This is a genomic window from Lysobacter sp. KACC 24251 (genome assembly GCF_057747755.1).
Window position 1 is genome coordinate 646175 of the sequence record NZ_CM173222.1, and the last position, 23999, is coordinate 670173.

The 23999-nt window shown below is 69.3% G+C and carries 16 protein-coding genes and 3 pseudogenes; 14 read left to right on the plus strand and 5 right to left on the minus strand.

Features of this window, described 5'->3' with window-relative positions; translation table 11 throughout:
* Positions 1-113 precede the first annotated feature (113 nt).
* The 3 genes from mrcB (at position 114) to tsaB (ending at position 5640) form a co-directional block, all read left to right on the plus strand.
* Positions 114-2522 (plus strand): penicillin-binding protein 1B, encoded by a 2409-nt coding sequence (gene mrcB, locus AC3ARF_RS02970; protein ID WP_498930150.1) that lies wholly within the window; start codon positions 114-116, stop codon positions 2520-2522.
* 40 nt (positions 2523-2562) lie between these two features.
* Entirely contained in the window at positions 2563-4839 is a 2277-nt protein-coding gene (locus tag AC3ARF_RS02975; RefSeq protein ID WP_498930152.1) for an ATP-dependent DNA helicase, read from the plus strand.
* Positions 4840-4941: 102 nt separating this feature from the next.
* Positions 4942-5640 carry a tRNA (adenosine(37)-N6)-threonylcarbamoyltransferase complex dimerization subunit type 1 TsaB gene (gene tsaB, locus AC3ARF_RS02980; protein WP_498930154.1) on the plus strand — a complete coding sequence of 233 codons (699 nt, stop codon included), beginning with the start codon at positions 4942-4944 and terminating at the stop codon, positions 5638-5640.
* Positions 5641-5708: 68 nt separating this feature from the next.
* Here the strand turns inward: tsaB and AC3ARF_RS02985 are convergent, their stop codons facing one another.
* Both AC3ARF_RS02985 and gshB read right to left on the minus strand, forming a co-directional pair.
* A complete protein-coding gene (locus AC3ARF_RS02985; RefSeq protein ID WP_498930156.1) occupies positions 5709-6587 on the minus strand; it encodes an energy transducer TonB in 879 nt (292 codons plus the stop codon).
* Between the two features lie 31 nt (positions 6588-6618).
* Complete coding sequence (gshB, locus tag AC3ARF_RS02990) at positions 6619-7566, minus strand: glutathione synthase (RefSeq protein WP_498930158.1); 948 nt, start codon at positions 7564-7566, stop codon at positions 6619-6621.
* A gap of 180 nt (positions 7567-7746) precedes the next feature.
* Here gshB and pilG point away from each other — a divergent pair, with 180 nt between their 5' ends.
* The 5 genes and pseudogenes from pilG to AC3ARF_RS03015 form a co-directional block, all read left to right on the plus strand.
* Complete coding sequence (pilG, locus tag AC3ARF_RS02995) at positions 7747-8145, plus strand: twitching motility response regulator PilG (protein WP_498930160.1); 399 nt, start codon at positions 7747-7749, stop codon at positions 8143-8145.
* Positions 8146-8163: 18 nt separating this feature from the next.
* Positions 8164-8529 carry a response regulator transcription factor gene (locus tag AC3ARF_RS03000; RefSeq protein ID WP_498930162.1) on the plus strand — a complete coding sequence of 122 codons (366 nt, stop codon included), beginning with the start codon at positions 8164-8166 and terminating at the stop codon, positions 8527-8529.
* A gap of 2 nt (positions 8530-8531) precedes the next feature.
* Positions 8532-9080, plus strand: a complete 549-nt coding sequence (locus AC3ARF_RS03005; RefSeq protein WP_498930164.1) for a chemotaxis protein CheW — start codon at positions 8532-8534, stop codon at positions 9078-9080.
* 29 nt (positions 9081-9109) lie between these two features.
* Positions 9110-11131: a methyl-accepting chemotaxis protein gene (locus AC3ARF_RS03010; RefSeq protein ID WP_498930166.1), complete on the plus strand. Its 2022-nt coding sequence runs from the start codon at positions 9110-9112 to the stop codon at positions 11129-11131.
* A 108-nt stretch (positions 11132-11239) separates the two neighbouring features.
* Positions 11240-13420, plus strand: a pseudogene (locus AC3ARF_RS03015) (FimL-related protein); the annotation flags it as partial.
* 754 nt (positions 13421-14174) lie between these two features.
* Here the strand turns inward: AC3ARF_RS03015 and AC3ARF_RS03020 are convergent.
* Positions 14175-14255 (minus strand): annotated as a pseudogene (locus AC3ARF_RS03020) (hypothetical protein); the annotation flags it as partial.
* On the opposite strand from AC3ARF_RS03020, the pseudogene AC3ARF_RS03025 reads away from it, so the two are divergent.
* The 3 genes and pseudogenes from AC3ARF_RS03025 to AC3ARF_RS03035 form a co-directional block, all read left to right on the plus strand.
* A pseudogene (locus AC3ARF_RS03025) lies at positions 14222-17434 on the plus strand (response regulator); the annotation flags it as partial. The pseudogenes AC3ARF_RS03020 and AC3ARF_RS03025 sit on opposite strands and share 34 nt — an antisense overlap.
* Entirely contained in the window at positions 17424-18923 is a 1500-nt protein-coding gene (locus tag AC3ARF_RS03030; protein ID WP_498930168.1) for a chemotaxis protein CheB, read from the plus strand. The pseudogene AC3ARF_RS03025 and the gene AC3ARF_RS03030, both read left to right, overlap by 11 nt.
* Positions 18924-19013: 90 nt before the next feature.
* Complete coding sequence (locus AC3ARF_RS03035; protein ID WP_498930169.1) at positions 19014-19496, plus strand: chemotaxis protein CheW; 483 nt, start codon at positions 19014-19016, stop codon at positions 19494-19496.
* Positions 19497-19517: 21 nt separating this feature from the next.
* Here AC3ARF_RS03035 and AC3ARF_RS03040 read toward each other — a convergent pair whose 3' ends face one another.
* Both AC3ARF_RS03040 and bioA read right to left on the minus strand, forming a co-directional pair.
* The gene (locus tag AC3ARF_RS03040) at positions 19518-20255 is read right to left on the minus strand and encodes a 16S rRNA (uracil(1498)-N(3))-methyltransferase (RefSeq protein WP_498930170.1); all 738 of its coding nucleotides are present in this window, start codon (positions 20253-20255) and stop codon (positions 19518-19520) included.
* Positions 20246-21715, minus strand: coding sequence for an adenosylmethionine--8-amino-7-oxononanoate transaminase (gene bioA / locus AC3ARF_RS03045; RefSeq protein WP_498930171.1), 1470 nt, complete (start codon positions 21713-21715; stop codon positions 20246-20248). The genes AC3ARF_RS03040 and bioA overlap by 10 nt, the downstream gene beginning before the upstream one ends.
* A 74-nt stretch (positions 21716-21789) precedes the next feature.
* Between bioA and nudE the strand changes: the two genes are divergently transcribed.
* From nudE to mazG, 3 genes are read left to right on the plus strand one after another with little or no spacing between them, the layout of a single operon-like run.
* Positions 21790-22338 carry an ADP compounds hydrolase NudE gene (gene nudE, locus AC3ARF_RS03050; protein WP_498930173.1) on the plus strand — a complete coding sequence of 183 codons (549 nt, stop codon included), beginning with the start codon at positions 21790-21792 and terminating at the stop codon, positions 22336-22338.
* A complete protein-coding gene (gene cysQ, locus AC3ARF_RS03055; protein ID WP_498930175.1) occupies positions 22335-23168 on the plus strand; it encodes a 3'(2'),5'-bisphosphate nucleotidase CysQ in 834 nt (277 codons plus the stop codon). The genes nudE and cysQ overlap by 4 nt, the downstream gene beginning before the upstream one ends.
* A complete protein-coding gene (gene mazG / locus AC3ARF_RS03060) occupies positions 23161-23991 on the plus strand; it encodes a nucleoside triphosphate pyrophosphohydrolase (RefSeq protein ID WP_498930177.1) in 831 nt (276 codons plus the stop codon). Before cysQ ends, mazG begins: the two co-directional genes overlap by 8 nt.
* Positions 23992-23999: the final 8 nt, after the last annotated feature.

Genomic DNA, 23999 nt, shown 5'->3' on the forward strand with positions numbered 1-23999 from the left:
GCTGAAGGGACTCCCACCGTACGGTTGCTGCGACCACCGCACGCCGCGGGGGCGGGTCGGCGGCTGGGTTAGACTCGACGCCACCAGGGCGACGCCCTCCATTCTCCCATGCCGTGGCCCAGATCGATTACGACGAAGATGACACCCTCGACGATTCCGCGTCTCCGCAGTGGCGCCGCCGCATCGTCATCTGGATTCTGGCGGCCATCGGCCTCGGTCTGGGGTTCCTGATTCCCTATTCGCTTTACCTCAACCATGAGGTGGGGCAGCGCTTCGGCCAGTTGCGCTGGCAGATCCCGACGCGCGTATACGCCCGGCCGCTGGAACTCGCCCCCGGCCTGGCCCTGGATGCCAGCACCCTGAAGACCGAGCTGGATTCCGCTGCGTATCGTGAAGGCGATGGTACGCGCGAGGGCAGCTATCGCCGCGACGGTGGCCGCTGGCGCATCTCCAGCCGCGGTTTCAATGACGTGGATGGCGCCGTCCCCGCGCGCCGCCTGGAAGTCGTGCTGTCCGGTGGGCGCGTGGCCAGCGTCCGCGACGCGGCCAGCAAGAAGGCCCTGCGCCGCGCGCGGCTGGATCCGGCGCGGATCGCCACGCTTTACGGCCAGAAGCAGGAAGAGCGCCGCCTTGTCCGCATCGACGAGGTGCCGGAACTGCTGGTGACGGGCCTGCAGGCGGTGGAAGACCGCGACTTCAACCACCACATCGGCATCGACTTCAGCGGCATGCTGCGCGCGGTGTTCAAGACCGCCACCGGCCGCACGCAGGGCGCCAGCACCCTGACCCAGCAGCTGGCCCGCAGCGGCCTGCTCGGCATCGGCCGCGAGCAGACCCTGCAGCGCAAGGGCAAGGAAATCCTGTACGCCTTGCTGATCGAAGCGCGCTACGACAAGCGCACCATCCTCGAGGCCTACCTCAACCAGGTCTACCTCGGCCAACGCGGCAGCCAGGCCATACATGGCGTCGCGGCGGCCGCCGAGTTCTGGTTCGGCCGCGACCTGCGTGACCTCAGCACCGAACAGATCGCGTTGCTGGTGGGCATCGTCAAGGGCCCCTCGGCCTATGACCCGCGGCGCAATCCGGAAGCCGCGCTCAAGCGCCGCAATTTCGCGCTCGGCGAGTTCCACGAAACCGGGCTCATCGACGATGCCGAATACCAGCGTGCGCTGAAGGCGCCGCTGGGCGTGACCACCAACCCGCGCGCGATCGCCGCCAATCGGTTCCCGGCCTACGTCGACCTGGTGCGCCGCCAGCTCGCCCGCGACTATCCAGAGGACGCGCTCGCCGGTGCCGGCCTGAGTGTGATGAGCGGCATGGCACCGTCGGCGCAGGCCAATGCCGAAGGCGCAGTGGCGCGCACGCTCAAGAGCCTGACCCACCGCACGCGCCCGACGCTGGAAGCCGGCGTGGTGGTGACCGACGTGCACAACGGCGAAGTGGTGGCCGTGGTCGGCGCGCGCGAATTCTCCGAACATGGCTTCAACCGGGCGGTCGAGGCACAGCGCCCGGTGGGCTCGCTGCTCAAGCCGTTCGTGTACCTGCTGGCGCTGGCGCAGCCAGAGCGCTTCTCGCTGGCCAGCTGGGTCGACGACTCCCCGGTGACGGTCAACCTGGGCAAAGGAAAGAACTGGAACCCCGGCAACTCCGATGGCCGCAGTCACGGCTCCGTGCGACTGATCGATGCGCTGGCGCAGTCGTACAACCAGGCCATGGTGCGCGTGGGCATGCAAGTGGCGCCCGAGCGCATCGCCGACCTGATCCGCACGCTCGCCGGCATCGAGGCCGAGCCGAACCCCGCGCTGATCCTCGGTGCGGTGGACCAGAGCCCGTACGCGATGGCGCAGCTGTACCAGTTCCTGGCATCCGGTGGTGAGATCCAGCCCCTGCATGCCGTGCGGGGCGTGCTGGACGCAAACGGCAAGGCCCTCAACCGCTACGACAAGGAGCCGGCCCCCGCGCAGGAGGGCGACGCGATCGCCGCACGCCTGATCACGATCGCGCTGCAACAGGCCGTGTCCAGCGGCACCGGCCGCCAGTTGATGAACGACGGTCTCGGCCGCCTTTCGCCCGCGGGCAAGACCGGCACCAGCAACGACGGCCGCGACAGCTGGTTCGCCGGCTGGACGGGCGACCACCTGGCGGTGATCTGGGTGGGCAACGATCAGAACAAGACCACCGGCCTGTACGGCGCCACCGGCGCGATGCGCGTGTGGTCGTCGCTGTTCGCGCGCCTGCCCACCGCTCCGCTGGAAGTGGGCGACAAGGGCCTGGACTGGCAGTGGGTGATCGACTCCAACACGACGGATGCGGGGTGCGCGGGTGCCCGCCGTTTCGCCTTCGTCGCCGGCTTCGCTCCCGCCTACGCCCCGTGCCCCGCGCCGCAGCCCGCACTGCCGGAAGAAGGCGCCGAAGGCGAGGACACCGGCGGCGGCTGGCGCGAGTGGTTCGGCATCGGCGAACGCCGCGAGGAACCCGATCCCGCCAAGCGCGTGCCGGAGGCACCCGTTGAAGGGCAATGAGGCAGACGTACGGTAATCGCATCACCGGGGCGGGACGGCCATGGGTCGCCCGTTCTGCGCCAAGGACAAGGCACCGATGAACAGCAGTCGATTGGGCGTGGCCAGCCGCGCGGCCCTGAGCGAGGGCGGCGATCTTGCGCGTGCGCTGCCCGCTTTCGCGCCGCGCCCAGCGCAGCAGGACCTGTCGGCGGCCATTGCCGATGCCTTCGAAGGCCGCGGCGTGCTGCTGGCTGAAGCGGGCACGGGAACCGGCAAGACCTTCGCCTATCTGGTCCCCGCGATCCTGTCGGGCCACAAGACCATCATTTCCACCGGCACCCGCGCCCTGCAGGACCAGCTGTACCACCGCGACCTGCCGCGGGTGCGCGACGCGCTGGGCAAAGGGCTGAAGACCGCGTTGCTCAAGGGCCGCGCCAATTACCTGTGCCATTACCGGTTGCAGCAGGCCAAGGGCGAGGGGCGCTTCGCCACGCGCGAGCATGCCGCGCAGTTCCAGCGCATCGTCGCCTGGGCCGGGCGCACACGCATGGGCGACCTCGCCGAGATGGACGGTATCGCCGAGGACTCGCTGCTGTGGCCGATGGTCACCAGCACCGCCGAAAACTGCCTCGGCAGCGAATGTCCGTTCTTTTCGGAATGTTTCGTCGTGCAGGCGCGCCAGCGGGCGCAGGCCGCCGATATCGTGGTGGTGAACCACCACCTGCTGCTGGCCGACCTGGCGCTGAAGCAGGAGGGCTTTGGCGAGATCCTCCCCGGGGCCCAGGCCTTTGTCGTGGACGAGGCGCACCAGTTGCCCGACCTTGCAGCGCAGTTCTTCGGTGAATCGCTGAGCGCGCGGCCGCTGGTGGAGCTTGCGCGTGACGCGGTCAGTGAGTGCAAGACTTCGCCGGGCGCCCTCGCCGTGGTGCAGGAGCCAGCACGGGCGCTGGAACATGCGGTGCGCGGGCTGCGCGCCGCCATGGATGACCTGCCGGTCCGTGCCACCCGCCGTCGCGCGGCCGAGCTGCCCGCGGTCGAAGAGGCGCTGGCGGCGCTGGAGCATGCGCTGGCCACTTTGCACGCCGCGTTGTTGCCGGTGCGCGAGAGCGCACCGGGTCTGGACAGCTGCACTGCGCGCGCCAGGGAATTCGAGCTGCGGCTGCAGCGCTGGCGTGCGCTCCCTTCCGACGTGGAGGAGGAAGCCGACCCCTTTGCCGCGGATTTTTCCGACCTCGATGCGGAGCGCGGGGCAGGTGCGGGCTCCGGGTCATCCGGCAGCGAGCGCGTGGCCTCCGCGGCGGTCAACTACGCGGACGCAGCGTCGCCGGCATGCGCCGTTGCAGCCCCTGCTGATTCGGCGGGTGGCCCGGTCGCGCCTTCCATGGGCGCCGAAGCCCCCGCGGCAGCACCTGGCGAGGCCGGCGGGGACGCCGACACCGACGCGGACGCGGACGCGGACGCGGACGCTGACGCTGACAGCGTCCGCTGGTACGAACTCACCGCCAAGGGTTTCCGGCTGACCCGCACCCCGCTGGATGTCGCCGGTCCGCTGGCCAAGCACCGCGCCCAGTCGCAGGCCGCATGGGTATTCACGTCCGCCACCCTGGCGATCGGTGGCCGCTTCGAGCACTTCGCCATCAAGCTCGGCCTGAGCGCGTCGCGTACGCCGACGCTGCTCGCACCCAGCCCGTTCGACTGGCCCGAGCAGGCACTGTGCTACCTGCCGCGGGGCCTGCCCGACCCGATGGCGCGCAACTACAGCGAGGCGGTCGTCGCGGCTATCCGGCCGGTGTTGGAGGCATCGAATGGGCGCGCATTCGTGCTCTTCGCCTCGCACCGCGCCCTCCGGGAGGTCGCCGAACTGCTGCGCGATGGCCCGTGGCCGCTGTTCGTGCAGGGCGAGGCGCCGCGCGGCGTCCTGCTGGAACGGTTCCGTGAATCGGGCAATGGCGTGCTGCTCGGTGCCGCCAGTTTCCGCGAGGGCGTGGACGTCGCCGGCGATGCGCTCAGCGTGGTGGTGATCGACAAGTTGCCGTTCGGCGCGCCCGATGACCCTGTGTTCGAGGCGCGGCTGGAGGCGGTGCGCCGTCGCGGCGGCAATCCCTTCCGCGACGAGCAGTTGCCGCAGGCGGTGATCGCGCTCAAGCAGGGCGCGGGCCGCCTGATCCGCAGCGAAACCGACCGCGGCGTGCTGGTGTTGTGTGACCCGCGCATTCTGGGACGGAGTTACGGTCGGCTGTTCCTCGACTCCTTGCCGCCGCTGCCACGCACCCGTAGCGCCGAGGACGTGGCGGCCTTCTTCGCCCAGCCCGAGCCGCTGATATTCGCGGTGGAGTAGGGGGCGCCCCCCACGGGCCCGCGGCGGGCGCGGGTAGAATGCCGCCATGACCGGCACCTGCCCTCACTCCCTCAGAATGCGGCGCGAAGCCGCAGCCCCCGCATGAAGCTGCTTGCCTTCGAACTGGCCACCGAGGCCTGCTCGGTGGCGCTGTGGGTGGACGGCGAAGTGCGCGAGCGCTTCGAGGTCGCGCCGCGCCGCCATGCCGAACTGGCGCTGCCCTGGGCGGGCCAACTGCTGGCCGACGCGGGACTCGCCCGCACCCAGCTCGACGCAATCGCCTTGGGCCGCGGTCCCGGGGCCTTCACCGGCGTACGCCTCGCCATCGCGATCGCGCAGGGGGTGGCGTTGGCACTGGACCGGCCCATCGTCCCGGTGTCGACCCTCGCCGCCCTGGCGATGCAGGCCGCGGGCCCACGCGTGCTGGCCGCCATCGACGCGCGCATGGGCGAGGTCTACAGCGGTGCGTTCGAGCGCCGCGATGGCGATGCCGTGGCCTGTTCGGCCGAAGCGGTCGGTGACCCGGCCGCCTTCGAGTTGGAGGGCGACGCGATGGACTGGCAAGGGGTCGGCACCGGTTTCGCGGCCGCGGACGGCGCCCTGCGCCAGCGTCTGGCCGGGCGCCTGATCAGTGTCGATGCGGCCGCGCTGCCAAGGGCCGGCGACGTCGCACGGCTGGCGGTGCTGGCCTGCGCTCGCGGTGAGGCGGTAGCACCCGAACGGGTGGAGCCGGCCTATCTGCGCAACAACGTCGCCCTGACCATCGCCGAGCAGCAGGCATTACGCCAAGCGAGGAAGTGACGCGCTTGCCACCGCTGCAAGCCGGGGCAGTGCGTCCTTGACCCACCGCCCCTGTGCCCGCCGCAGCGTCAGTCGTCGATCAACTCGCCACCCGGCAGGAACAGCCAGGTGCGGGTGACATGCAGGATGTCGGGGTCTTCCTCGGTTTTCGGCAGGGGCGGGTAGGGCTCTGCCAGCCGGGCGATGCGCAGCGCGGAGGCGTCCAGCAGCGGCACGCCGCTGCTCTGCACGATCTCGGCGCGCTCCACGGTGCCGTTGCGGCGGATGGCCACGCTGATCACCACCTGGCCCGACAACCGGCGGCGACGGGCCTCGTCCGGGTAATTGAGGTTGCCCACGCGCTCGACGCGCTTGACCCATTCGCTCAGGTAGCCCGCCCAGGCGAATTCCTGGGTGCTGGCCGAGACGAACTTGCGCTTGGGCCGCTTGGCGTAGCGCTCCGAGCGCAGGTGGATTTCCGCGGCCAACCGCGCCATCGCCATGTCGCGTTCGACCTTCTCCGGGCCGCGCGGCAACGGGGTGGTCGTCGGCGTCGGGGTGGTGCGCGGGGTGGGCGTGGCCGCCTCGCCCGCGCTGCTGCTCACCACGCGCTCGCGTGGCGCGGGCTGCGGGGTGGGGGCCTGTGCGCGCAGCGGACGTGGCGCCACGCCGGGTTGCACCTGCGCGATGGGCCCGGTCTGGTTGTCGCGCGGGCGGCTGGCCTTGTCGTGCTCGCCGCCGCCCTGGTTGCTGGCCTGGGCCAGGAAGTCCGCCTGCTTGGGCGTCAGCGCCGAGGTGGTCTGGGTCAGGATCACGTCCAGCGTCGGCACCACCGGCGCGGCGCTTTCCAGCGCGAAGCCGAAGCCCAGCACCACCAGCCCGTGCACCAGCAGCGACAGGGTCATCGTCGCGCCCAGGCGCTGGTTCTCGCCGACGCCCGGCGTGGGCATCACGGCAGCCATGCCCACCCCCGCAGGGAGCGGTCGCGACCGCGCCGGCTCATGCCAGGCGCGACTCGATGGCGTCGAACAGCTGCCCGGCGATGTTCAGCCCGAACTGGGCGTCCAGCTCGCGGATGCAGGTCGGGCTGGTGACGTTCACCTCGGTCAGGTAGTCGCCAATCACGTCCAAACCCACGAACAGCATGCCGCGGCGCTTCATCTCCGGGCCCACCTGCGCCGCGATCCAGCGGTCGCGGTCGGTCAGTGGGCGGCCTTCGCCACGGCCGCCGGCGGCCAGGTTGCCGCGGAACTCGTCCCCCTGCGGGATGCGCGCCAGGCAGAAGTCCACCGGCAGCCCATCGACCAGCAGGATGCGCTTGTCGCCGGCGGTGATCTCGGGGATGTAGCGCTGGGCCATGGCCAGGTGGCGGCCGCCTTCGGTCAGCGTTTCCAGGATCACGTTGGTGTTGGGATCGCCGGCGCGGGCGCGGAAGATCGAACGCCCGCCCATGCCGTCCAGGGTCTTGAGCACCGCGTCGCCGTGCTCGGCGATGAAGGCCTTGATGGCGGCGGCGTCCCGGCTGACCAGGGTGGGTGGGCAGCACTGCGGGAACTCCAGCGCGGTCAGCTTCTCGTTCATGTCCCGCAGGCCCTGCGGGTCGTTCACCACCAGCGCGCCGGCGCGCTGCGCCAGGCCCAGGATCTGGGTGTCATGCAGGTACGACGCATCCACCGGTGGGTCCTTGCGCATCAGCAGGACGTGGCCGCGGCCCAACTCAAGATGTGACGGACGTCCCAGTTCGAACCACCCGCGCGGATCGTCCTCCACGGTCAGGGCCGCGGTGTGGGCATGCGCAACCCCGTCCCGCAGGAACAGGCCGCCCGGGATGACGTAATGCAGCCGGTGGCCACGTCGCTGGGCCTCCAGCAGCATGGCGAAGGTGGAATCCTTGGCGATCTTGATGGAGCCGATCGGGTCCATCACCACAACGATGTCGAGCGGCATGGTCAGCGTGCGCGGGGAGACGACAGCGATGGTAACAGGCAGGGGGCCCGCAACTGTGTCGGTGGGCGGCATTCAGCCAAACCCCGGGAAAAACGCGCTTGACAGTGCGCGTCCGGCTTGGAATAAAGGGAGCCTGGTGAGGTGCCGACGCATAATGGCGCCCACGTCTGGGGAAAGAGAATGCAAGACGACGAGCGCAACGGCAGCCTCGATGGTCTGCGGGTCATGGTGATCGATGACTCCAAGACCATCCGGCGCACTGCCGAGACTTTGCTCAAGCGCGAAGGCTGTGAGGTGGTGACCGCGACCGACGGTTTCGAGGCGCTGGCCAAGATCGCCGACCAGCAGCCGCAGATCATCTTCGTGGACATCATGATGCCGCGACTGGACGGCTATCAGACCTGCGCGTTGATCAAGAACAACCAGCTGTTCAAGTCGACGCCGGTGATCATGCTGTCGTCCAAGGACGGCCTCTTCGACAAGGCCCGGGGCCGCATCGTCGGCTCCGAGCAGTACCTGACCAAGCCATTCACGCGCGAGGAACTCCTCGGCGCGATCCGCACGCACGTCAACGCCTGACCGGGGGGTAAGGCACCAATGGCACGAATTCTTCTGATCGAGGACTCGCCGACCGATACGGCGGTCCTCACCCAGCTCCTGGAGCGCAACGGCCACGACGTGCTGTCTTCCGGCAGCGCCGAGGACGGCATCGAGGTGTGCCGCCGCGAGAAGCCCGACCTGGTGCTCATGGACGTGGTCCTGCCGGGCATGAACGGGTTCCAGGCCACGCGCGCGCTGTCGCGCGATGCCATCACCAAGGCCATCCCGGTGCTGATCGTCAGCACCAAGGGCATGGAGACGGACAAGGCCTGGGGCCTTCGCCAAGGTGCCAAGGACTACATCGTCAAGCCCCCGCGCGAGGACGAACTGGTGGCCCGGATCAACGCCCTGCTGGGGGGGTGACCATGGGCCTTGCTCCCTTTGATCTTCTGGCCAGCTACGAGCAGCGCAGTCTGGCGCACGTGGTCGGTTTGCCCGAGCAGCTCGACGCGCCCGGCCTGTGGCGCGGCGTGGGCTTCCGGATCGGTTCGCGCCGGCTGGCGGCCGGCTTCGACGAGGTGCGTGAGATCCTGCCCCTGCCGCAGGTGACCCCGGTGCCCGGCGCGCAACCTTGGATGCTGGGGGTGGCCAACGTGCGTGGCAGCCTGCTGCCGATCGTCGACCTCAAGCAGTTCCTGGAGGGCGAGCGGACGGTATTGCACGAGAGCCAGCGCATCCTGCTGGTCCGCCAGACCGGCGGCGACGTCGCGGTGCTGATCGACGAATTGTACGGACAGAGAAGCTTCGTGGAGGAGCAGGAGCTCCCCGCCGACGACGCGGTGGCCGGGCAACTGGCCGAAGGCCGCTACGGCCACTTCGTCGACCGCACCTACCGGTTGGACCATCACGCATGGGGCGTCTTCAGCCTGGACCGGCTGGCGCGCACGCCCGAATTCAGACAAGCCGCGGTCTGACCGCATCCGCGATTTTTCGAGGTTGAACCATGAGCACTAACATGAACACTGTCGCCGGCAAGGCCCGCAGCCTGGGCGTCAACACCTGGCTGACCGTGCTGGGCGTATCGCTGCTGATCTTCGGCGCGAACACCGGTTATGCGACCTGGAAGGCGGCCCGCCTCGGCGGTGCCAGCTCCGCGGCTTCGAACCTGCAGGTGCTGTCGCAGCAGTTGGCCAACCAGGGCCGCGAGGCGGTCAGCGGCGACTCGACGGCGTTCGCGGCGTTCAAGGACACCAAGGCCAAGATCGACGATGACATCAGGCAGCTCAACGCCAACTTCGGCGCCACGGCGGGCGTGGCAGGTCCGATCAAGAACGTCAGCGACACCTGGGCGCCGCTGGGCAAGAGCGCCGACCAGGTGATCGCCTCGGAGAAGGCACTGCTGGGCCTCGCGGGCAACGCCAACAGCTTCGCCAGCGAAGTGTCGTCGCTGCAGGCCGAGCTGGACGAGCTGGTCCGCGCGATGTCAGCCAGTGGCTCGCCGTCGTCGCAGGTCTACCTGGCGCTGCGCCAGGTGGTGCTGTCCTCGGCGATGGCCGGTTCGATCACCGAAATCCGCGCCGGCGGCACCAGCGCCGCCCGCGCGGGTGACGCGCTTGGCCGCAACGCCACCGTGTTCGACAACGTGCTCGCGGGCCTGCGCAAGGGCGACCCGGCTGCCGGCGTCACCGCGCTGTCCAACAGCGGCGCACTGGCTGCGCTGACGCGCACCGAGACGCGCTGGAAGAAGATGAAGACGGACGTCGACGCGATCCTGGGCAACTCCAAGAACCTGTTTGCCGCGCAGTCGTCCGCTGCCTCCCTGACTGCCGGTTCGGACAAGCTGCTCAACGACAGCCGCAACCTGTTCGACGCCTTCACCGCGTTCGGTTCGCTGAAGGACACCAGCATCCTCGGCAACATCTGGCTGTCGATCCTGTCGGGCCTGGCCGCGCTGGTCGCCATCGCCGGCTTGCTGTGGTCGCTCAACAGCGCGCAGAAGCAGCGTTATGAGTCCACCAAGGAGCTCAACGACCGCAACCAGGAGGCGATCATGCGCCTGCTGGACGAAATGGGTTCGCTCGCAGAAGGCGACCTGACCGTGAAGGCGACCGTGACCGAGGACATGACCGGCGCGATCGCGGACTCGATCAACTTCGCCGTGGAGCAGCTGCGCAGCCTGGTGCAGACGATTACCGACACCTCGGTGCAGGTGGCGTCCAGCGCACAGGAAACGCAGGCCACGGCCATGCACCTGGCCGAAGCCGCGGAGCACCAGGCGCAGGAAATCAGCTCGGCCTCGGACCGCATCAACGAAATCGCGGCCAGCATCAACCAGGTGTCGCGCAACTCCTCCGAATCGGCGGAAGTGGCGCAGCGCTCGGTGCAGATCGCCACCAAGGGTGCGGGCGTGGTGCGCCAGACGATCGCCGGCATGGACAGCATCCGCGACCAGATCCAGGAAACCTCGAAGCGAATCAAGCGACTGGGCGAAAGCTCCCAGGAAATCGGCTCGATCGTGGAACTGATCAACGACATCTCGGAACAGACCAACATCCTGGCGCTGAACGCCGCCATCCAGGCGGCCTCGGCCGGTGAAGCGGGCCGCGGGTTCGCGGTCGTGGCCGACGAAGTGCAGCGACTGGCAGAGCGCGCGTCCAACGCGACCAAGCGAATCGAAACGCTGGTGCAGACCATTCAGAGCGATACCAACGAAGCGGTCTCGTCGATGGAACAGACGACTTCGGAAGTGGTCGCTGGTGCGCGGCTGGCCGAGGACGCGGGTACCGCGCTGGGTGAGATCGAAAAGGTGTCGTCCGACCTGTCGGGCCTCATCCAGGGCATCTCCAGCGCGGCGCAGCAGCAGTCCAGCGCGGCGACCAACATCACCGCGACGATGAACACGATCCAGTCGATTACGGCGCAGACCTCGCAGGGTGCGAGCCAGACGGCGCAGTCGATTGGAAACCTTGCGCAGCTCGCCGCCGACCTGCGCCGCTCGGTCGCCGACTTCAAGCTGCCGGCCTGACCAGAGAAGGGCAGCAGTACTCATGTCGAGGCCGAGGATGATTAGTCCGGACTGCCGTTGCCCCTCGTGGCACGGCCCCGGCCGCACGTTGGGGGTGCGATGACCGTGATGCGTGACGCGATCGACACCACCACGCTGGGTTGGATCAAACCCGAGCTGGACGAAACCATGCGCTATGCGCGCCAGGCCATCGAGGCCTTCGCCGAGTCGCCGGGTGACGCCAGCCGGATGAAGGAATGCGCGGCGCACCTGCACCAGGTGCACGGCACGTTGCGCATGGTCGAACTGTATGCGCCGGCGATGGTGGCCGAAGAAATGGAACGGCTGTCGCTGGCGCTGATGCGCGGCGACGTGGCCGACCGCGACGAAGCCTGCGCCGTGCTGATGCGCGGGGCCGTGCAGTTGCCTGACTACCTGGAGCGCCTGCAGGGCGGCCATCGGGACATCCCGATCGTGCTGCTGCCGCTGCTCAACGAACTGCGCGCCACGCGCGGCGAGCCGGGTCTCAACGAGAGCGTGCTGTTCTCGCCCGACCTGGACCGTCCGCTGCCCGAGAGCGTGCCCGCGCCCAATGCCGCACTGCCGTCCTCGCAGGCCGGTCGCCCACAACTGGGCGCGCTGCGCGAGGCACTGGCGCGCTGGCCCGAAGAGGGCGCGCCCGCCGATGCCGGCCAACTGGTCCGTGCGGTGGAAGGGCTGCTGGCCGACGTGGTGGTCGAACCGCTGCGTCGCATGCTGTGGGTCGCGTCCTCGGTGGCGCAGGCCCTGCGCGACGGCGCCCTCCAACCCACCCGGACCCTGCGCCAGGCGTTCGCTGGCGTTGAACGCGAAGTGCGCCTGATGCTGGAAGGCGATGGCTTCAGCGGTCCACGTGACGAGGCCGCCGCCGAGCCGACCCGCCAGCTGCTGTACCACGTGGCCCACCATGGCGCCGCGCACCCGGCGCTGGACGACCTGCGCAGCACCTTCGACCTGAACACCCAGCTGCCGAGCGAAAGCGAGATCGAGCACGCGCGCGGCAGTCTCAGCGGTCGCAACCGGGCGCTGCTGGACACCGTGTCGGCCGCGATCAAGGAAGACCTGATGCGGGTCAAGGATGCCCTTGACCTGCACCTGCGTACCGGCAAGACCGATATCAGTGAACTGCGGCCGCAGGTCGAAGCGCTTGGCCGGGTCAGCGATACGCTGGGCATGATGGGCCTGGGTGTCGCGCGCAGCGTCGTGCAGCAGCAACGCGATGCGATGCACGAGATCGTGTCCGGCCAGCGTGCCGCGGACGAGTCCGCGCTGCTGGATGTTGCCGGCGCGTTGCTCTATGTGGATGCCTCGCTGGACGACCAGGTCAGCCGACTGGGGATGGCCGAGAACCCCAGCGACGAGGACCTGCTGGCGGGCGAAGCACAGCGCGTGCTCGAGGTGGTCGTGCGCGAGGCGATCGCCAATTTCGGCGACGCCCGCCAGGCGTTTGTCGCGTTCGTCGAAACCAACTGGGACCACGCCGAACTGGTTGACGTGCCACGCCTGCTGGACGAGGTGGGCGGCGCGCTGCGCATGCTCGACCTGGCCCAGCCGGCCGATTACCTGCAGTCAATCCGCGCCTACACGCAGGCCGAACTGCTCGGCCGCCGCCGCGTGCCCAACGGCCAGCAACTCGACACGCTGGCCGATGCGCTTGCCAGCGTCGAGTACTACCTCGAGGCATTGCGCGAGCAACGCCCCAACCGCGAGCGCATCCTCGATATTGCGCGCCTGAGCCTGGAGACATTGGGCTATTGGCCCATTCCTGCCGGTGCACTTGAGTCGGCGCCGGCATTGGCGGACCTCGCCATCCCCGAGCCGGCCCTGACCCTTGCGGACACCGCGCCCAGCGCGACGGTCCCCGCGGCGGCGTCCGAACCCTCGGCGCCGGTGTCGAACGACACCGTGGCGACCCCGGTACCGTCGACGCCGATTGTCCCCGTGGCGCCGGCACCGACGGGCGTCGCGGACGGCTTCGAGCACAGCGACGACATCGACGACGACATCCGCGAGGTCTTCCTCGAGGAGCTGAGCGAGGAGATCGACAACCTCGATTCGCTGCTGCCTGCGTGGCGCGCGATGCCGGACGACGCCGAGCATCTGCGTCCCATTCGACGCGTGTTCCACACGCTCAAGGGCAGTGGTCGCCTGGTAGGCGCCAAGACCCTCGGCGAGTTCAGCTGGAAGATCGAAAACATGCTGAACCGCGTGCTGGATGGCACGCGGCCGGCCACCCCGCCAGTGATCGACCTGGTCAGTCGCGCCCACACGGCGCTGCCCCAGTTGCACGCAGCGCTGGCCGGTACGGGCGCCATCACCGCCGACCTGGCCGGCATGGAAGCACACGCCGACCTGCTTGCCAGCGGTGAAGAAGCGTTCTACGTCGAGCGCGAACGCGCGCCGGCGCCGGCAGTGGCGGCACCCGAGGAGGCCACGCCCACGTTGGTGGCGGCACCCGAGGCTGCCACGGAGGTCTCCACCGCAGAGGCCGAACCCGTGGCGCCGGCACCCGATGTCGAGCCGAGCATTCCGGCTTCGGTCGACGCGGTGCTGCTTGAGATCCTGGGGATCGAGGTGGGGGGCCACTTGGCCACCATCCGCCAATGGTTGGCGGCGCAGACGCCGGACCGGACCACGGCCGACGACGTGCTTCAGCGCGCGATCCACACGCTGAATGGCGCGTTCGCGATGACCGAAGTGCCGGTCATCACCGCCATCACCGGGCCGGCCGAGGTCTACGTCAAGCGCCTGCTTGCCGCGCGCCTTGCGCCCACCGAGCAGGGAGTCGCCGTGATGGGCGAGGTGGCCGAGGCCATCGAGCGCACCATGGCGTCGCTGCAGACCGAGACTCCGCGGGTGCCGCTGTTCGAAGGCCTCGCCGAGCGCATCGCCATGCTGCGTGACAGCCTGCCGGAAGCCCAGCTTGCGCTGGTGGACGACGACCTGGAGATGGACCTCGACGCGATCGAGGCACCCGTTCCAGAGACCACGGCCCCGGTCGTGCCGATGGACCTCTCCGAGTTCATCAGCGACAACGTACCTGCCGAGACCGCCGAACGTTTCGAAGCCGAGCGCCTCGAAACCGAACGTCTCGAAGCCGAACGTCTCGAAGCCGAACGTCTCGAAACCGAGCGCCTCGAAACCGAACGTCTCGAGGCCGAACGTCTCGAGGCCGAACGTCTCGAAGCCGAACGTCTCGAGGCTGAGCGTCTCGAGGCTGAGCGTCTCGAGGCCGAGCGTCTCGAAGCCGAGCGTCTCGAGGCCGAGCGTCTCGAAGCCGAGCGTCTCGAGGCCGAGCGTCTGGAAGCCGAGCGTCTGGAAGCCGAGCGTCTCGAGGCCGAGCGTCTCGAGGCCGAGCGTCTCGAGGCCGAGCGTCTCGAAGCCGAACGTCTCGAAGCCGAACGTCTCGAGGCCGAGCGTCTCGAAGCCGAGCGTCTCGAGGCCGAGCGTCTCGAAGCCGAGCGTCTCGAGGCCGAGCGTCTCGAAGCCGAGCGTCTCGAGGCCGAACGCCTCGAAGCCGAACGCCTCGAAGCCGAACGCCTCGAGGCCGAACGCCTCGAAGCCGAGCGTCTCGAGGCCGAGCGTATCGAAGCCGAACGTCTCGAGGCCGAGCGTCTCGAAGCCGACCGCCTTGAGGCTGAGCGTCTCGAAGCCGAACGCCTGGAGTTCGAGGAACTCGACCGTCTTACGGCGCCAGAAGCGGACGCCGAAGCGGTCCACGAAGACGCGGTTACGCTCGACAACGGTGTGGCAGAGCCGGCGGAACCCGAGACAGCAACCGAAGTCGCAGCCCCAGCACCCGTCGCACACGAGCACGAGCAGCACCCCGCCGTGGCCGCGTTGTTGGCCAATGCGATGGTCGAAAGCCCCGACCCGGAACTGCCGCTCGACCTCACCGACCTGGACCCGGAACTGGTCGACATCTTCGTCGAAGAAGGTGTGGACCTGCTCGACCACTCCGACCGCCTGCTTGCCCAGCTTCGCGAGACTCCGACCGATCGCGAAACCCTCGCCGGCCTGCAGCGCGACCTGCATACCCTCAAGGGTGGTGCGCGCATGGCCGGCATCATGTCCGTGGGCGACCTCGGCCACGTGATGGAGTCGTTGCTGGAAGCGGTGGTGGAGAACCGCCGCGAGCTGGGACGCGAAGGCGTGCCGCTGCTCGAACGTGGTTTCGACCGCCTGCATACCATGCTCACCCGCGTCGGCGAACGCCTTGCGGTAGCGATGCCCGTCGCCTTGATTGCCGAGTTCGAAGCCCGGGCGCGCGGAGAAGAGCCGGTGTTCGCTTCGGGCGCCGGCGCCGCGCTGGCGTCCGTGCCGGTTGCAGTGGCTATGGAAGCAGAAGCTTCCGCCAGCGCCAACGACTCCACGATGGAGGTGCCTGGGCACGTCTCCGCCGAACTGAAGCCGCTGTCGGCGCCGCTGGTCGAAGCCACGGCGCTGGACGACGAAGACATCGGGGTTCGCGCGCCGCAGGAGCAGGTGCGCATCCGCGCCGACCTGCTGGACCGACTGGTCAACTACGCCGGCGAGGTCGCGATCTACCGCGCTCGCCTGGAGCAGCAGCTGGGCGCGTTCCGCACCGCGATCGCGGAAATGGATCAGACCAACCTGCGCGTGCGCGACCAGTTGCGCCGCCTGGAAATCGAGACTGAAGCCCAGATCGTCGCGCGTTACCAGCGCGAGGACACCGTCGACGCCACGTTCGACCCGCTGGAACTGGACCGCTTCTCCACCCTGCAGCAGCTGTCGCGTGCACTCGCCGAGTCGGCTGCCGACCAGACCAGCCTGCAGGGCACGCTCGACGACCTGACGCGTCAGTACGAAACCCTGCTGCTGCAGCAGTCGCGCGTGAGCTCGGAGTTGCAGGAAGGCCTGATGCGCACCCGCATGGTGCCGTTCGATGGCCTGCTGCCGCGCCTGCGCCGCGTGGTCCGACAGGCGGCGGGCGAGTTGGGCAAGCAGGTCCAGCTCAAGCTGGAAGGCACCCAGGGCGAACTCGACCGCAACGTGTTGGAGCGCATGACCGCGCCCCTGGAGCACATGCTCCGCAACTCGGTCGCGCACGGTCTGGAGAAGGCCGACGAACGCCGCAAGGCAGGCAAGCCGGAGGAAGGCGCGATCCGCATCGCGCTGCACCGCGAAGGCTCGGAAGTGGTGATCGAGGTCTCCGACGACGGCCGCGGCCTCGACCGGGCGGCCATCCGCCGCCGCGGCGAAGAGCGTGGCCTGGTTCGTCCTGACGCGGTGCTGGCGGACGCCGTACTCGACCAGTTGATCCTGGAGCCGGGTTTCTCCACCGCCACCGAGGTCAGCAAGCTGGCCGGACGTGGTGTCGGCATGGACGTGGTGGCCAGCGAAGTGCGCCAGCTGGGCGGCACGCTGGACATCCTTTCGGTTCCTGGCCAGGGCACCCACTTCACCCTGCGCCTACCGCAGACGTTGGCGGTCACCCAGGCGGTATTCGTCAAGATCGGCGAAACGACCTTCGCCGTGCCGATCGCATCGGTGCGCGGCGTCGGCCGCGTGTCCCGCGAACAGCTGGCCAGTGAGGACGTGACCTACCGCTACGGCGGCGAGGACTACGACATCCACGACCTGGGCCAACTGGTGGGCCACGCGCCCGCCAAGGCCGAAGGCCACCTGCAGATGCCGCTGCTGCTGGTCCGCTCCGGCGACCTGCGCGCCGCAGTGACCGTCGACCAGATCGTGGGCAACCGCGAGATCGTGGTGAAGCCGGTGGGGCCGCAGGTTGCGTCCATCCCGGGCATCTTCGGCGCGACCATCATGGGTGACGGCAGCGTGGTCGTGATCCTCGACGTCGCCCCGCTGGTACGCCGCCAGGCGGTGCTGCCGCGCGATGTGGAGACGGTGGTGCCGGTGATCGAACATCGCCGCGTGCCGCTGGTCATGGTGGTCGACGACTCCATCACCATGCGCAAGGTCACCGGCCGCGTGCTGGAGCGCGCCAACTTCGAAGTCGCCACCGCGAAGGACGGCCTGGACGCGCTGGAGCGCATGGCGGAAATCGTGCCCGACCTGATGCTGCTCGACATCGAGATGCCGCGCATGGACGGTTATGAACTCGCCACGGCGATGAAGGCCGACCCACGCCTGCGCAACGTGCCGATCATCATGATCACGTCGCGTACCGGCGAGAAGCACCGCGAGCGGGCCTTCGAGATTGGCGTCAACCGCTACCTTGGCAAGCCGTACCAGGAGCCGGAGTTGCTGCGCAACGTGTACGAACTGCTGGGGGTAAGCCCGCGCCATGAGCAGTAAGGCCAAACGCGTTGCCCTGCTGGCGCGGCCCGGAGCGGCCGGTGAACGGCTGGTCGAAGTGCTGGGCGATGCGGGCGTCGAGGTCGTGCTGCAAGCCGACCCCACGCAGGTGGATGCAGCCACCGTGCTCGGCTCGCAGCCCGACACGCTGCTGGTCGCCCTGGATGCTCCGACCGAGGATGCGCTCGAGCAGCTCGAGGCGGCGCTCAATGCGCCTTCGGTCGACGTGATCTACGAAGAAGCTGCCCTCGTGGTCGCGCGTGAGGGTTGGGACGCCGCACGCTGGCGCCGCCACCTGCTCGCCAAGCTGCAGGGACACGGCAACGTGCTGCCGCCGGCACAGGCTGCCGAGGCCCACGAGCCTCAGGTCACCGCCGTGGCGCCGACCGAGCCGCTGCCGACAGCGGCACCGATACCGGCACCGGCACCGGTTGCCCAGCCGGAACAGCCCATCACCTCGTTCTCCATCAGCCAGACCTTCGACGTGGTCGCCGAGCCTGTGCTGGAACCGGTTCCGGAAGAGCCTGCGGCAACGCCGGCGGCCGAACCCGCGCACATCACGTTTTCGTCGTCCATGGCATGGACGCTCGACCCGGGCCCGGCCGACGCCTCCCTCGAGACGCCCGTCGCGACCAACCTCGTGGTGGACGAGGTCGAAGCAAACGACCTGGTGCCTGCCCTCGACACCGCCGTCCCGGCGCCCGTCGCCGAGCCCCCCGTCGTCGCCGAATCCCGCGCCTCGGCGCCGGAATTCAACCCCTTCGACCCGGTTGCGGCGGAGGCCTCCGACGCGTCCCCCATGCCGACGCTCACCGAGCGCTGGGCCGGGCAGGCGTTCGTGACTGAGCCGGAGTCGACGGCTGCCTCGGCGGACGATCGCTTCAGCAACGATCTCGCCTCGCTCGAACTGCGCATCGCGTCCATGAGTCTGGTCGACGAGTCGCCCGTCCGTGGCTCCGAGAAGGTGCGCGGCGCGGTGCTGGTGATGGCAGGGATCGGTGGCCCGGACGCGGTGCGCCAGTTCCTGGGCAGCCTGCCGGCCGACTTCGTCCGACCCGTGCTCGTGCAGCAACGACTGGATGGCGCGCGTTACGACCGGCTGGTGGCGCAGATGCAGCGCGCCACCACCTTGCCCGTCAAGTTGGCCGAGGCCGGGCAACCCGCGGAGTTGGGTACGGTCTACATCGTGCCGGACACGCTGGGCGTCCGTGATTCCGGCACCGGACTGGTGTTCGAGGAAGGTGGTAACGACATGCTGGCTGCCCTCCCGGCAGGCGACAGTGCCGTGTTGATGCTGAGCGGCAGCGACCCCGCCCGCGTCGACGCCGCGCTGAGCTTCGGTTGGAATGGTGGTCTGGTCGTTGGCCAGAACAGCGACGGCTGCTACGACGCGGCCGCGGTCACCGATTTGGCCGCACGCGGCGGCGCTGTCGCCAAGCCGGCCGAAATGGGTGCGCGACTGATCGCCCACTGGCAACGCGGGGGCTGAGCGTGACGTCCCCGACCCATGATTTCCGGCGGGCGCCCGTCGCCCGCACCCATCCCCGCCCGGCCACTGCCGCGCGTGGCGGAGCCTGACATGAGCGAAGCCCAGACCTCCCCGCAAAACGACATCCGCGGCGTGCTGATCCAGACTGCAGGCGGCCGCCTGTTGCTTCCCAACGCCACCATTGCCGAGGTGCTGTCGTACGCGCAGCCCGATCCGGTGGAAGGGGCGCCCGGCTGGCTGCTCGGGCGCATGCGCTGGCGCGGCTGGCAACTCCCGCTGGTGGCATTCGCCGATATGGCGGGAATCGCCCGCGAAAGCGCCGAGCTGGGCGCCAAAGTCGTGGTGCTGAAGGCGATGGGCGGCAATCCGCGCGCACCGTACTTCGCACTGCTGACCCAGGGCTTTCCGCGCCTGGTGACGGTGTCCGCGGCCGCACTGGTCGCCGATGCCGACCAGGAAGGCCTGCCCGCAGGCGTCCAGGCCCGCGTGCACCTCAACGAGGATGCCGCCCTCGTCCCCGATCTCGAGGGTATCGAGCACCTGATCAACCAGGCGCTCGCGGCCGCGGCCTGAGCCGCGGCACGACCACCAGCCTCAGGCGAGATCGCCGAACCGCGCCTGCAAGGCAGCAATGGCGGCCAAACCCGCCGTTTCGGTGCGCAGGATGCGCGGGCCCAGCCGCACCCCGTGGAAACCGCCGGCTGCCAGTTGCTCGCGGTCCAAGGGTGACCAGCCACCCTCCGGGCCCACCGCCAATACGACCTGCGTGCCCGGAGACCAAGCCAGCGTGGCGCAGGTCTCGGTGGCCTCGGGGTCCAGGATCAAGCGCAAACCGCCCTCCGGCAGACCGCGAATTGCCGCCGCCAGCGGTTCCGGTGGCGCCACGTGCGGCACCACCGCCCGCCCGCTTTGTTCGCACGCGGAGGTCACCACCGACTGCCAATGCGCCAACCGCTTGGCCCCGCGCGCCTCGTCCAGCTTCACCTCGCTGCGTTGCGAATGCACTGGCCTGACCGCGGCTACACCCAGCTCGGTGGCCTTCTGCAGGATCAGGTCCATCTTCTCGCCGCGGGCGATGCCCTGCAGCAGCGTGATCGCCAGCGGGGATTCATTCGCCACCGGCCGTGCGGCGCCGATGGCGACACGCACGTCGCGCTTGCCCGCGGCGACCACGCGTGCGTCATGGTCGTGGCCATCGCCGTTGAACAGCACGCAGGCGTCCCCCACGCCCAGGCGCAACACGCGCCCCAGGTGGGCGGCGGGCCCTTCGGGGAGGTCCAGTTCCTGGCCTTCGACCAGTGGCAGCTCGACGTGGACACGGGTCAGGCGCATGCGCGGGACTCCTGGATGGCACGGTCGATGGCCGTGCGCGTGGTGGTGGCCAGGTGCGCCAGGGCTTCGTCGTCCACGCAGTAGGGCGGCATCCAGTACAGCACGTCGCCCAGGGGGCGCAGCAACACGCCGTGTTCCAGCGCGGTGCGATACGCGTGCAGGCCCACGCGCGCGGCCGGGTCGAATGGCGTGGCCCGATTGCCGTCGCGGGTCAGCTCGAAGGCCACGACCATGCCGGCCTGGCGCACGTCGGCCACATGCGGGTGGTCCGCGAACGCCGTCGCGTGCCGCGCCATCGTGGCGGAGGTGGCGCGGTTGCGGGCGATCACGTCATCGCGTTCGAAGATGTCGAGCGAGGCGAGCGCCGCCGCGCAGGCCAACGGGTTGCCGGTGTAGCTGTGCGAGTGCAGGAACGCGCGCTCGCGCGAATCGTCGAGGAAACCTTCGTACACGGCGTCGGTGGTCAGCACCGCGGCCAGCGGCAGGGCGCCGCCGGTCAGGCCCTTGGACAGGCACATGAAATCCGGTTGGATTCCCGCAGCGGCCGTGCCATCCGGCGCCGGAGCCTGCTCACACGCGAACAGCGTGCCGGTGCGGCCGAAGCCAACCGCGATCTCGTCGGCGATCAGGAACACGCCGAACTCGTCGCACAGCGCCCGGGCCAGTGTCAGGTACAGCGGATCATGCATGCGCATGCCGCCGGCGCACTGCAGGCGCGGTTCAAGGATGAGTGCGCAAACCTCGCCGGCGTGACTCTCAAGGATGCGGCGCAGTGCCTCGGCGGCACGCCGCGCGCGGTCCGCCGGAGTTTCGCCGGGCTCGCACAGATACGCATCCGGGGAGGGCGCGAACAGCGCCTCGGTGAGCAGCGGTGCGTACACCCGTCGGTACAGGGGGATATCGCCCACCGACAACGCGCCGATGGTCTCGCCGTGGTAGCCGTTTTCCAGTGCGATGAACTTGGTGCGTCGCTGGTCGCCGCGGTTGCGGAACCAGTGGAAGGCCATCTTCAGCGCCACCTCGACCCCGGCAGAGCCGTTGTCGGCATAGAACACCTTGGCCAGCGGTTGCCGTCCGGCCTGGCGGGGTGCGACCGCCAGCAGGCGCTCGGCCAGTTCCACCGCGGGTGCGTGCGAGCAGCCCGCCAGGATCACGTGCTCCAGCGTCTGCGCCTGGGTGGCGATCGCGGCCGCCAGCCGCGGTTCCGCGTGGCCGAACAGGTTGGTCCACCAGCTGGAGATGGCGTCCAGGTATCGGCGGCCGTCGCGACCCACCAGCCACGCGCCTTCGCCGCGGGCGATGGGCAGCAGGGGCAGGGTGCCGGGGTGCTCGCGCATCTGCGTGCAGGGGTGCCACAGCACCGCCAGGTCCCGCTCGCGCCAGCGTGCGGCATCGGCTTCCAGCGCGGCTGCGGCAATCGGGTCTGCTAGCATCTGGGTATCGTGATTCGTCCTGCTCATCCCCACATTATCGGCCCTGACGCCGCGGCGCGCTGCACTGCGTCGGCCGGTCGCACCTCGCAGTCGAGGCTCGCATGACGCGCCGCCTGCCCACCATCCACGGCATCACCGAAGTCGACGCCGGCCCGTATCGGCTGGAACGCATGGACCTGGAGTTCAGCAACGGCGAACGCCGCCAGTTCCAGCGCCTGCATGGGCGGGGCCACGGCGCAGTGGTGGTGGTGCCAATGCTGGACGACGAAACCGTCCTGCTGGTGCGCGAATATGCGGCGGGCATGCACCGCTATGAGTTGGGGCTGGTGAAGGGTCGCATCGACGAAGGCGAAAACCCCGAGCAGGCTGCCGACCGCGAACTGAAGGAGGAGGTTGGCTACGGTGCCCGCTCGCTGGTCCAGCTGCGCGCGCTCACCTTGGCACCCACTTACATGAGCCACGAGGCGCACCTGGTGCTGGCCCGTGACCTCTACCCCGAGCGCCTGCCCGGCGACGAGCCGGAAGAGCTCGAGCAGGTGCCATGGAAACTGGACGCGCTGCATGAGTTGATCCTGCGCGAGGATTTTTCCGAAGGCCGCAGCATCGCGGCGCTGTTCATCGCCCGCGAGTGGCTGAGGCACCATCAATGACGACATCTGTCCAGGGTGGCCTTGCTGCCGAGGTGCGCGAAGGCGTGATCGCCATCGCGCGCGAGGCGGCGGCCGCCATCCTCGCCGTGTATGACAGTGAGTTCGCCATCCAGCACAAGGAAGATCGCTCGCCACTGACCGCGGCCGACCTTGCCGCGCATCGCTGCATCCTCGCCGGCCTGGCCGCACTGACCCCTGACATCCCGGTGCTTTCGGAGGAGTCGGCGCACGAAGTGCCCACTGCCACCCGTCGCAGCTGGTCCCGGCTGTGGGTGGTGGATCCGCTGGACGGCACCCGCGAATTCATCAAGCGCAACGGCGAGTTCACCGTCAACATCGCGCTGGTTGATGAAGGCGAGGCCGTGTTTGGCGTGGTGCAGGCACCGGTGACCGGCGACCTGTGGCACGGCAGCGCCGCGACAGGCGCTTTCCGCCGTGAGGGTGACCGCGACACGGCCCTGCGCGTGCGCGCGCCGGCCCACGCACCGTTGCGGGTGGCCGCCAGCCGTTCGCACCGCGACGCCCGCACCGAATCGTTCATGGCGCGCATGTCCGCCAGTGTCGATGGCGCGGTCGAACCGATTGGCCTTGGCTCGTCTCTGAAGTTCTGCCGGGTTGCGGAAGGCGGCCTGGATATCTACCCGCGCTTCGGCCCCACCAGTGAATGGGACACCGCGGCGGCGCAATGCGTGCTGGAGGGCGCGGGCGGCGCGGTCCTCGATCCACAGGGCCGTCCCTTCCGCTACAACCAGCGCGACACCCTGCTCAACGGCGATTTCGTCGCCATCGGCGATCTCTCGCTGCCATGGCGGGAGTGGCTGGATGGCTGAGCAGGACCCCGCGCACGACCTGCCCGACGGCATCGACGGGCTGCTGGCGATCATGGCGCGCCTGCGCGATCCCGAGCGCGGCTGCCCCTGGGACGTGAAGCAGACGTTCGCCACGATCGCGCCCTACACGGTCGAGGAGGCGTACGAGGTGGCCGACGCGATCGACCGCAACGACCTGGCCGAACTGCGCGACGAGTTGGGCGACCTGCTGCTGCAGGTCGTGTTCCACGCGCGCATGGCGCAGGAGCAGGGCGCCTTTGCCTTTGCCGATGTGGTGGCCGCGATCAACGACAAGATGGTGCGTCGCCACCCGCACGTATTCGCTGGCGCGAGTGTCGAGGATGCCGAAGCGCAGACCGCGGCGTGGGAGGCGCAGAAGCGCCAGGAGCGCGCCGCGCGCGGAGAGAGCGACGATTCCGCCCTGGCTGGCATCGCCCGCGGCCTGCCCGAGTGGCAGCGCGCGGTGAAGCTGCAGAAGCGCGCGGCCAGCGTCGGTTTCGACTGGCCCGGCATCGACCCGGTGCTGGCCAAGTTGCACGAGGAGATCGACGAGGTGCGTGCGGAGTTCACCGCCGTGGCCAACGGCGAGCCCGGCGCGCATGCGCGGCTGGAAGAGGAGATCGGCGACCTGTTGTTCGTCGCCGCCAACGTGGCCCGCCACGGCAAGGTGGACGTGGGTGCGGCGCTGCGCCGTGCCAACCTCAAGTTCGAGCGCCGCTTCCGCGCGATGGAGGCCTTGGCTGGGGCCGAAGTTGGCAGCCTGTCCGGCCTGTCGCTGGAAGAGCAGGACGCCTACTGGGAACGCGTCAAGCGCAACGAATGACGGGGCAG

What these genes read in the sequence shown, in the direction of transcription:
- AC3ARF_RS03035 (WP_498930169.1), top strand. Translation starts at nt 19,014, where the DNA reads ATGAGCGAAGCCCAGACCTCCCCGCAAAACGACATCCGCGGCGTGCTG.
- AC3ARF_RS03010 (WP_498930166.1), top strand. Translation starts at nt 9,110, where the DNA reads ATGAGCACTAACATGAACACTGTCGCCGGCAAGGCCCGCAGCCTGGGC.
- mazG (WP_498930177.1), top strand. Translation starts at nt 23,161, where the DNA reads ATGGCTGAGCAGGACCCCGCGCACGACCTGCCCGACGGCATCGACGGG.
- gshB (WP_498930158.1), bottom strand. Translation starts at nt 7,566, where the DNA reads ATGCCGCTCGACATCGTTGTGGTGATGGACCCGATCGGCTCCATCAAG.
- pilG (WP_498930160.1), top strand. Translation starts at nt 7,747, where the DNA reads ATGCAAGACGACGAGCGCAACGGCAGCCTCGATGGTCTGCGGGTCATG.
- AC3ARF_RS03005 (WP_498930164.1), top strand. Translation starts at nt 8,532, where the DNA reads ATGGGCCTTGCTCCCTTTGATCTTCTGGCCAGCTACGAGCAGCGCAGT.
- bioA (WP_498930171.1), bottom strand. Translation starts at nt 21,715, where the DNA reads ATGAGCAGGACGAATCACGATACCCAGATGCTAGCAGACCCGATTGCC.
- cysQ (WP_498930175.1), top strand. Translation starts at nt 22,335, where the DNA reads ATGACGACATCTGTCCAGGGTGGCCTTGCTGCCGAGGTGCGCGAAGGC.
- tsaB (WP_498930154.1), top strand. Translation starts at nt 4,942, where the DNA reads ATGAAGCTGCTTGCCTTCGAACTGGCCACCGAGGCCTGCTCGGTGGCG.
- nudE (WP_498930173.1), top strand. Translation starts at nt 21,790, where the DNA reads ATGACGCGCCGCCTGCCCACCATCCACGGCATCACCGAAGTCGACGCC.
- AC3ARF_RS03030 (WP_498930168.1), top strand. Translation starts at nt 17,424, where the DNA reads ATGAGCAGTAAGGCCAAACGCGTTGCCCTGCTGGCGCGGCCCGGAGCG.
- AC3ARF_RS02975 (WP_498930152.1), top strand. Translation starts at nt 2,563, where the DNA reads ATGGGTCGCCCGTTCTGCGCCAAGGACAAGGCACCGATGAACAGCAGT.
- AC3ARF_RS03040 (WP_498930170.1), bottom strand. Translation starts at nt 20,255, where the DNA reads ATGCGCCTGACCCGTGTCCACGTCGAGCTGCCACTGGTCGAAGGCCAG.
- AC3ARF_RS03000 (WP_498930162.1), top strand. Translation starts at nt 8,164, where the DNA reads ATGGCACGAATTCTTCTGATCGAGGACTCGCCGACCGATACGGCGGTC.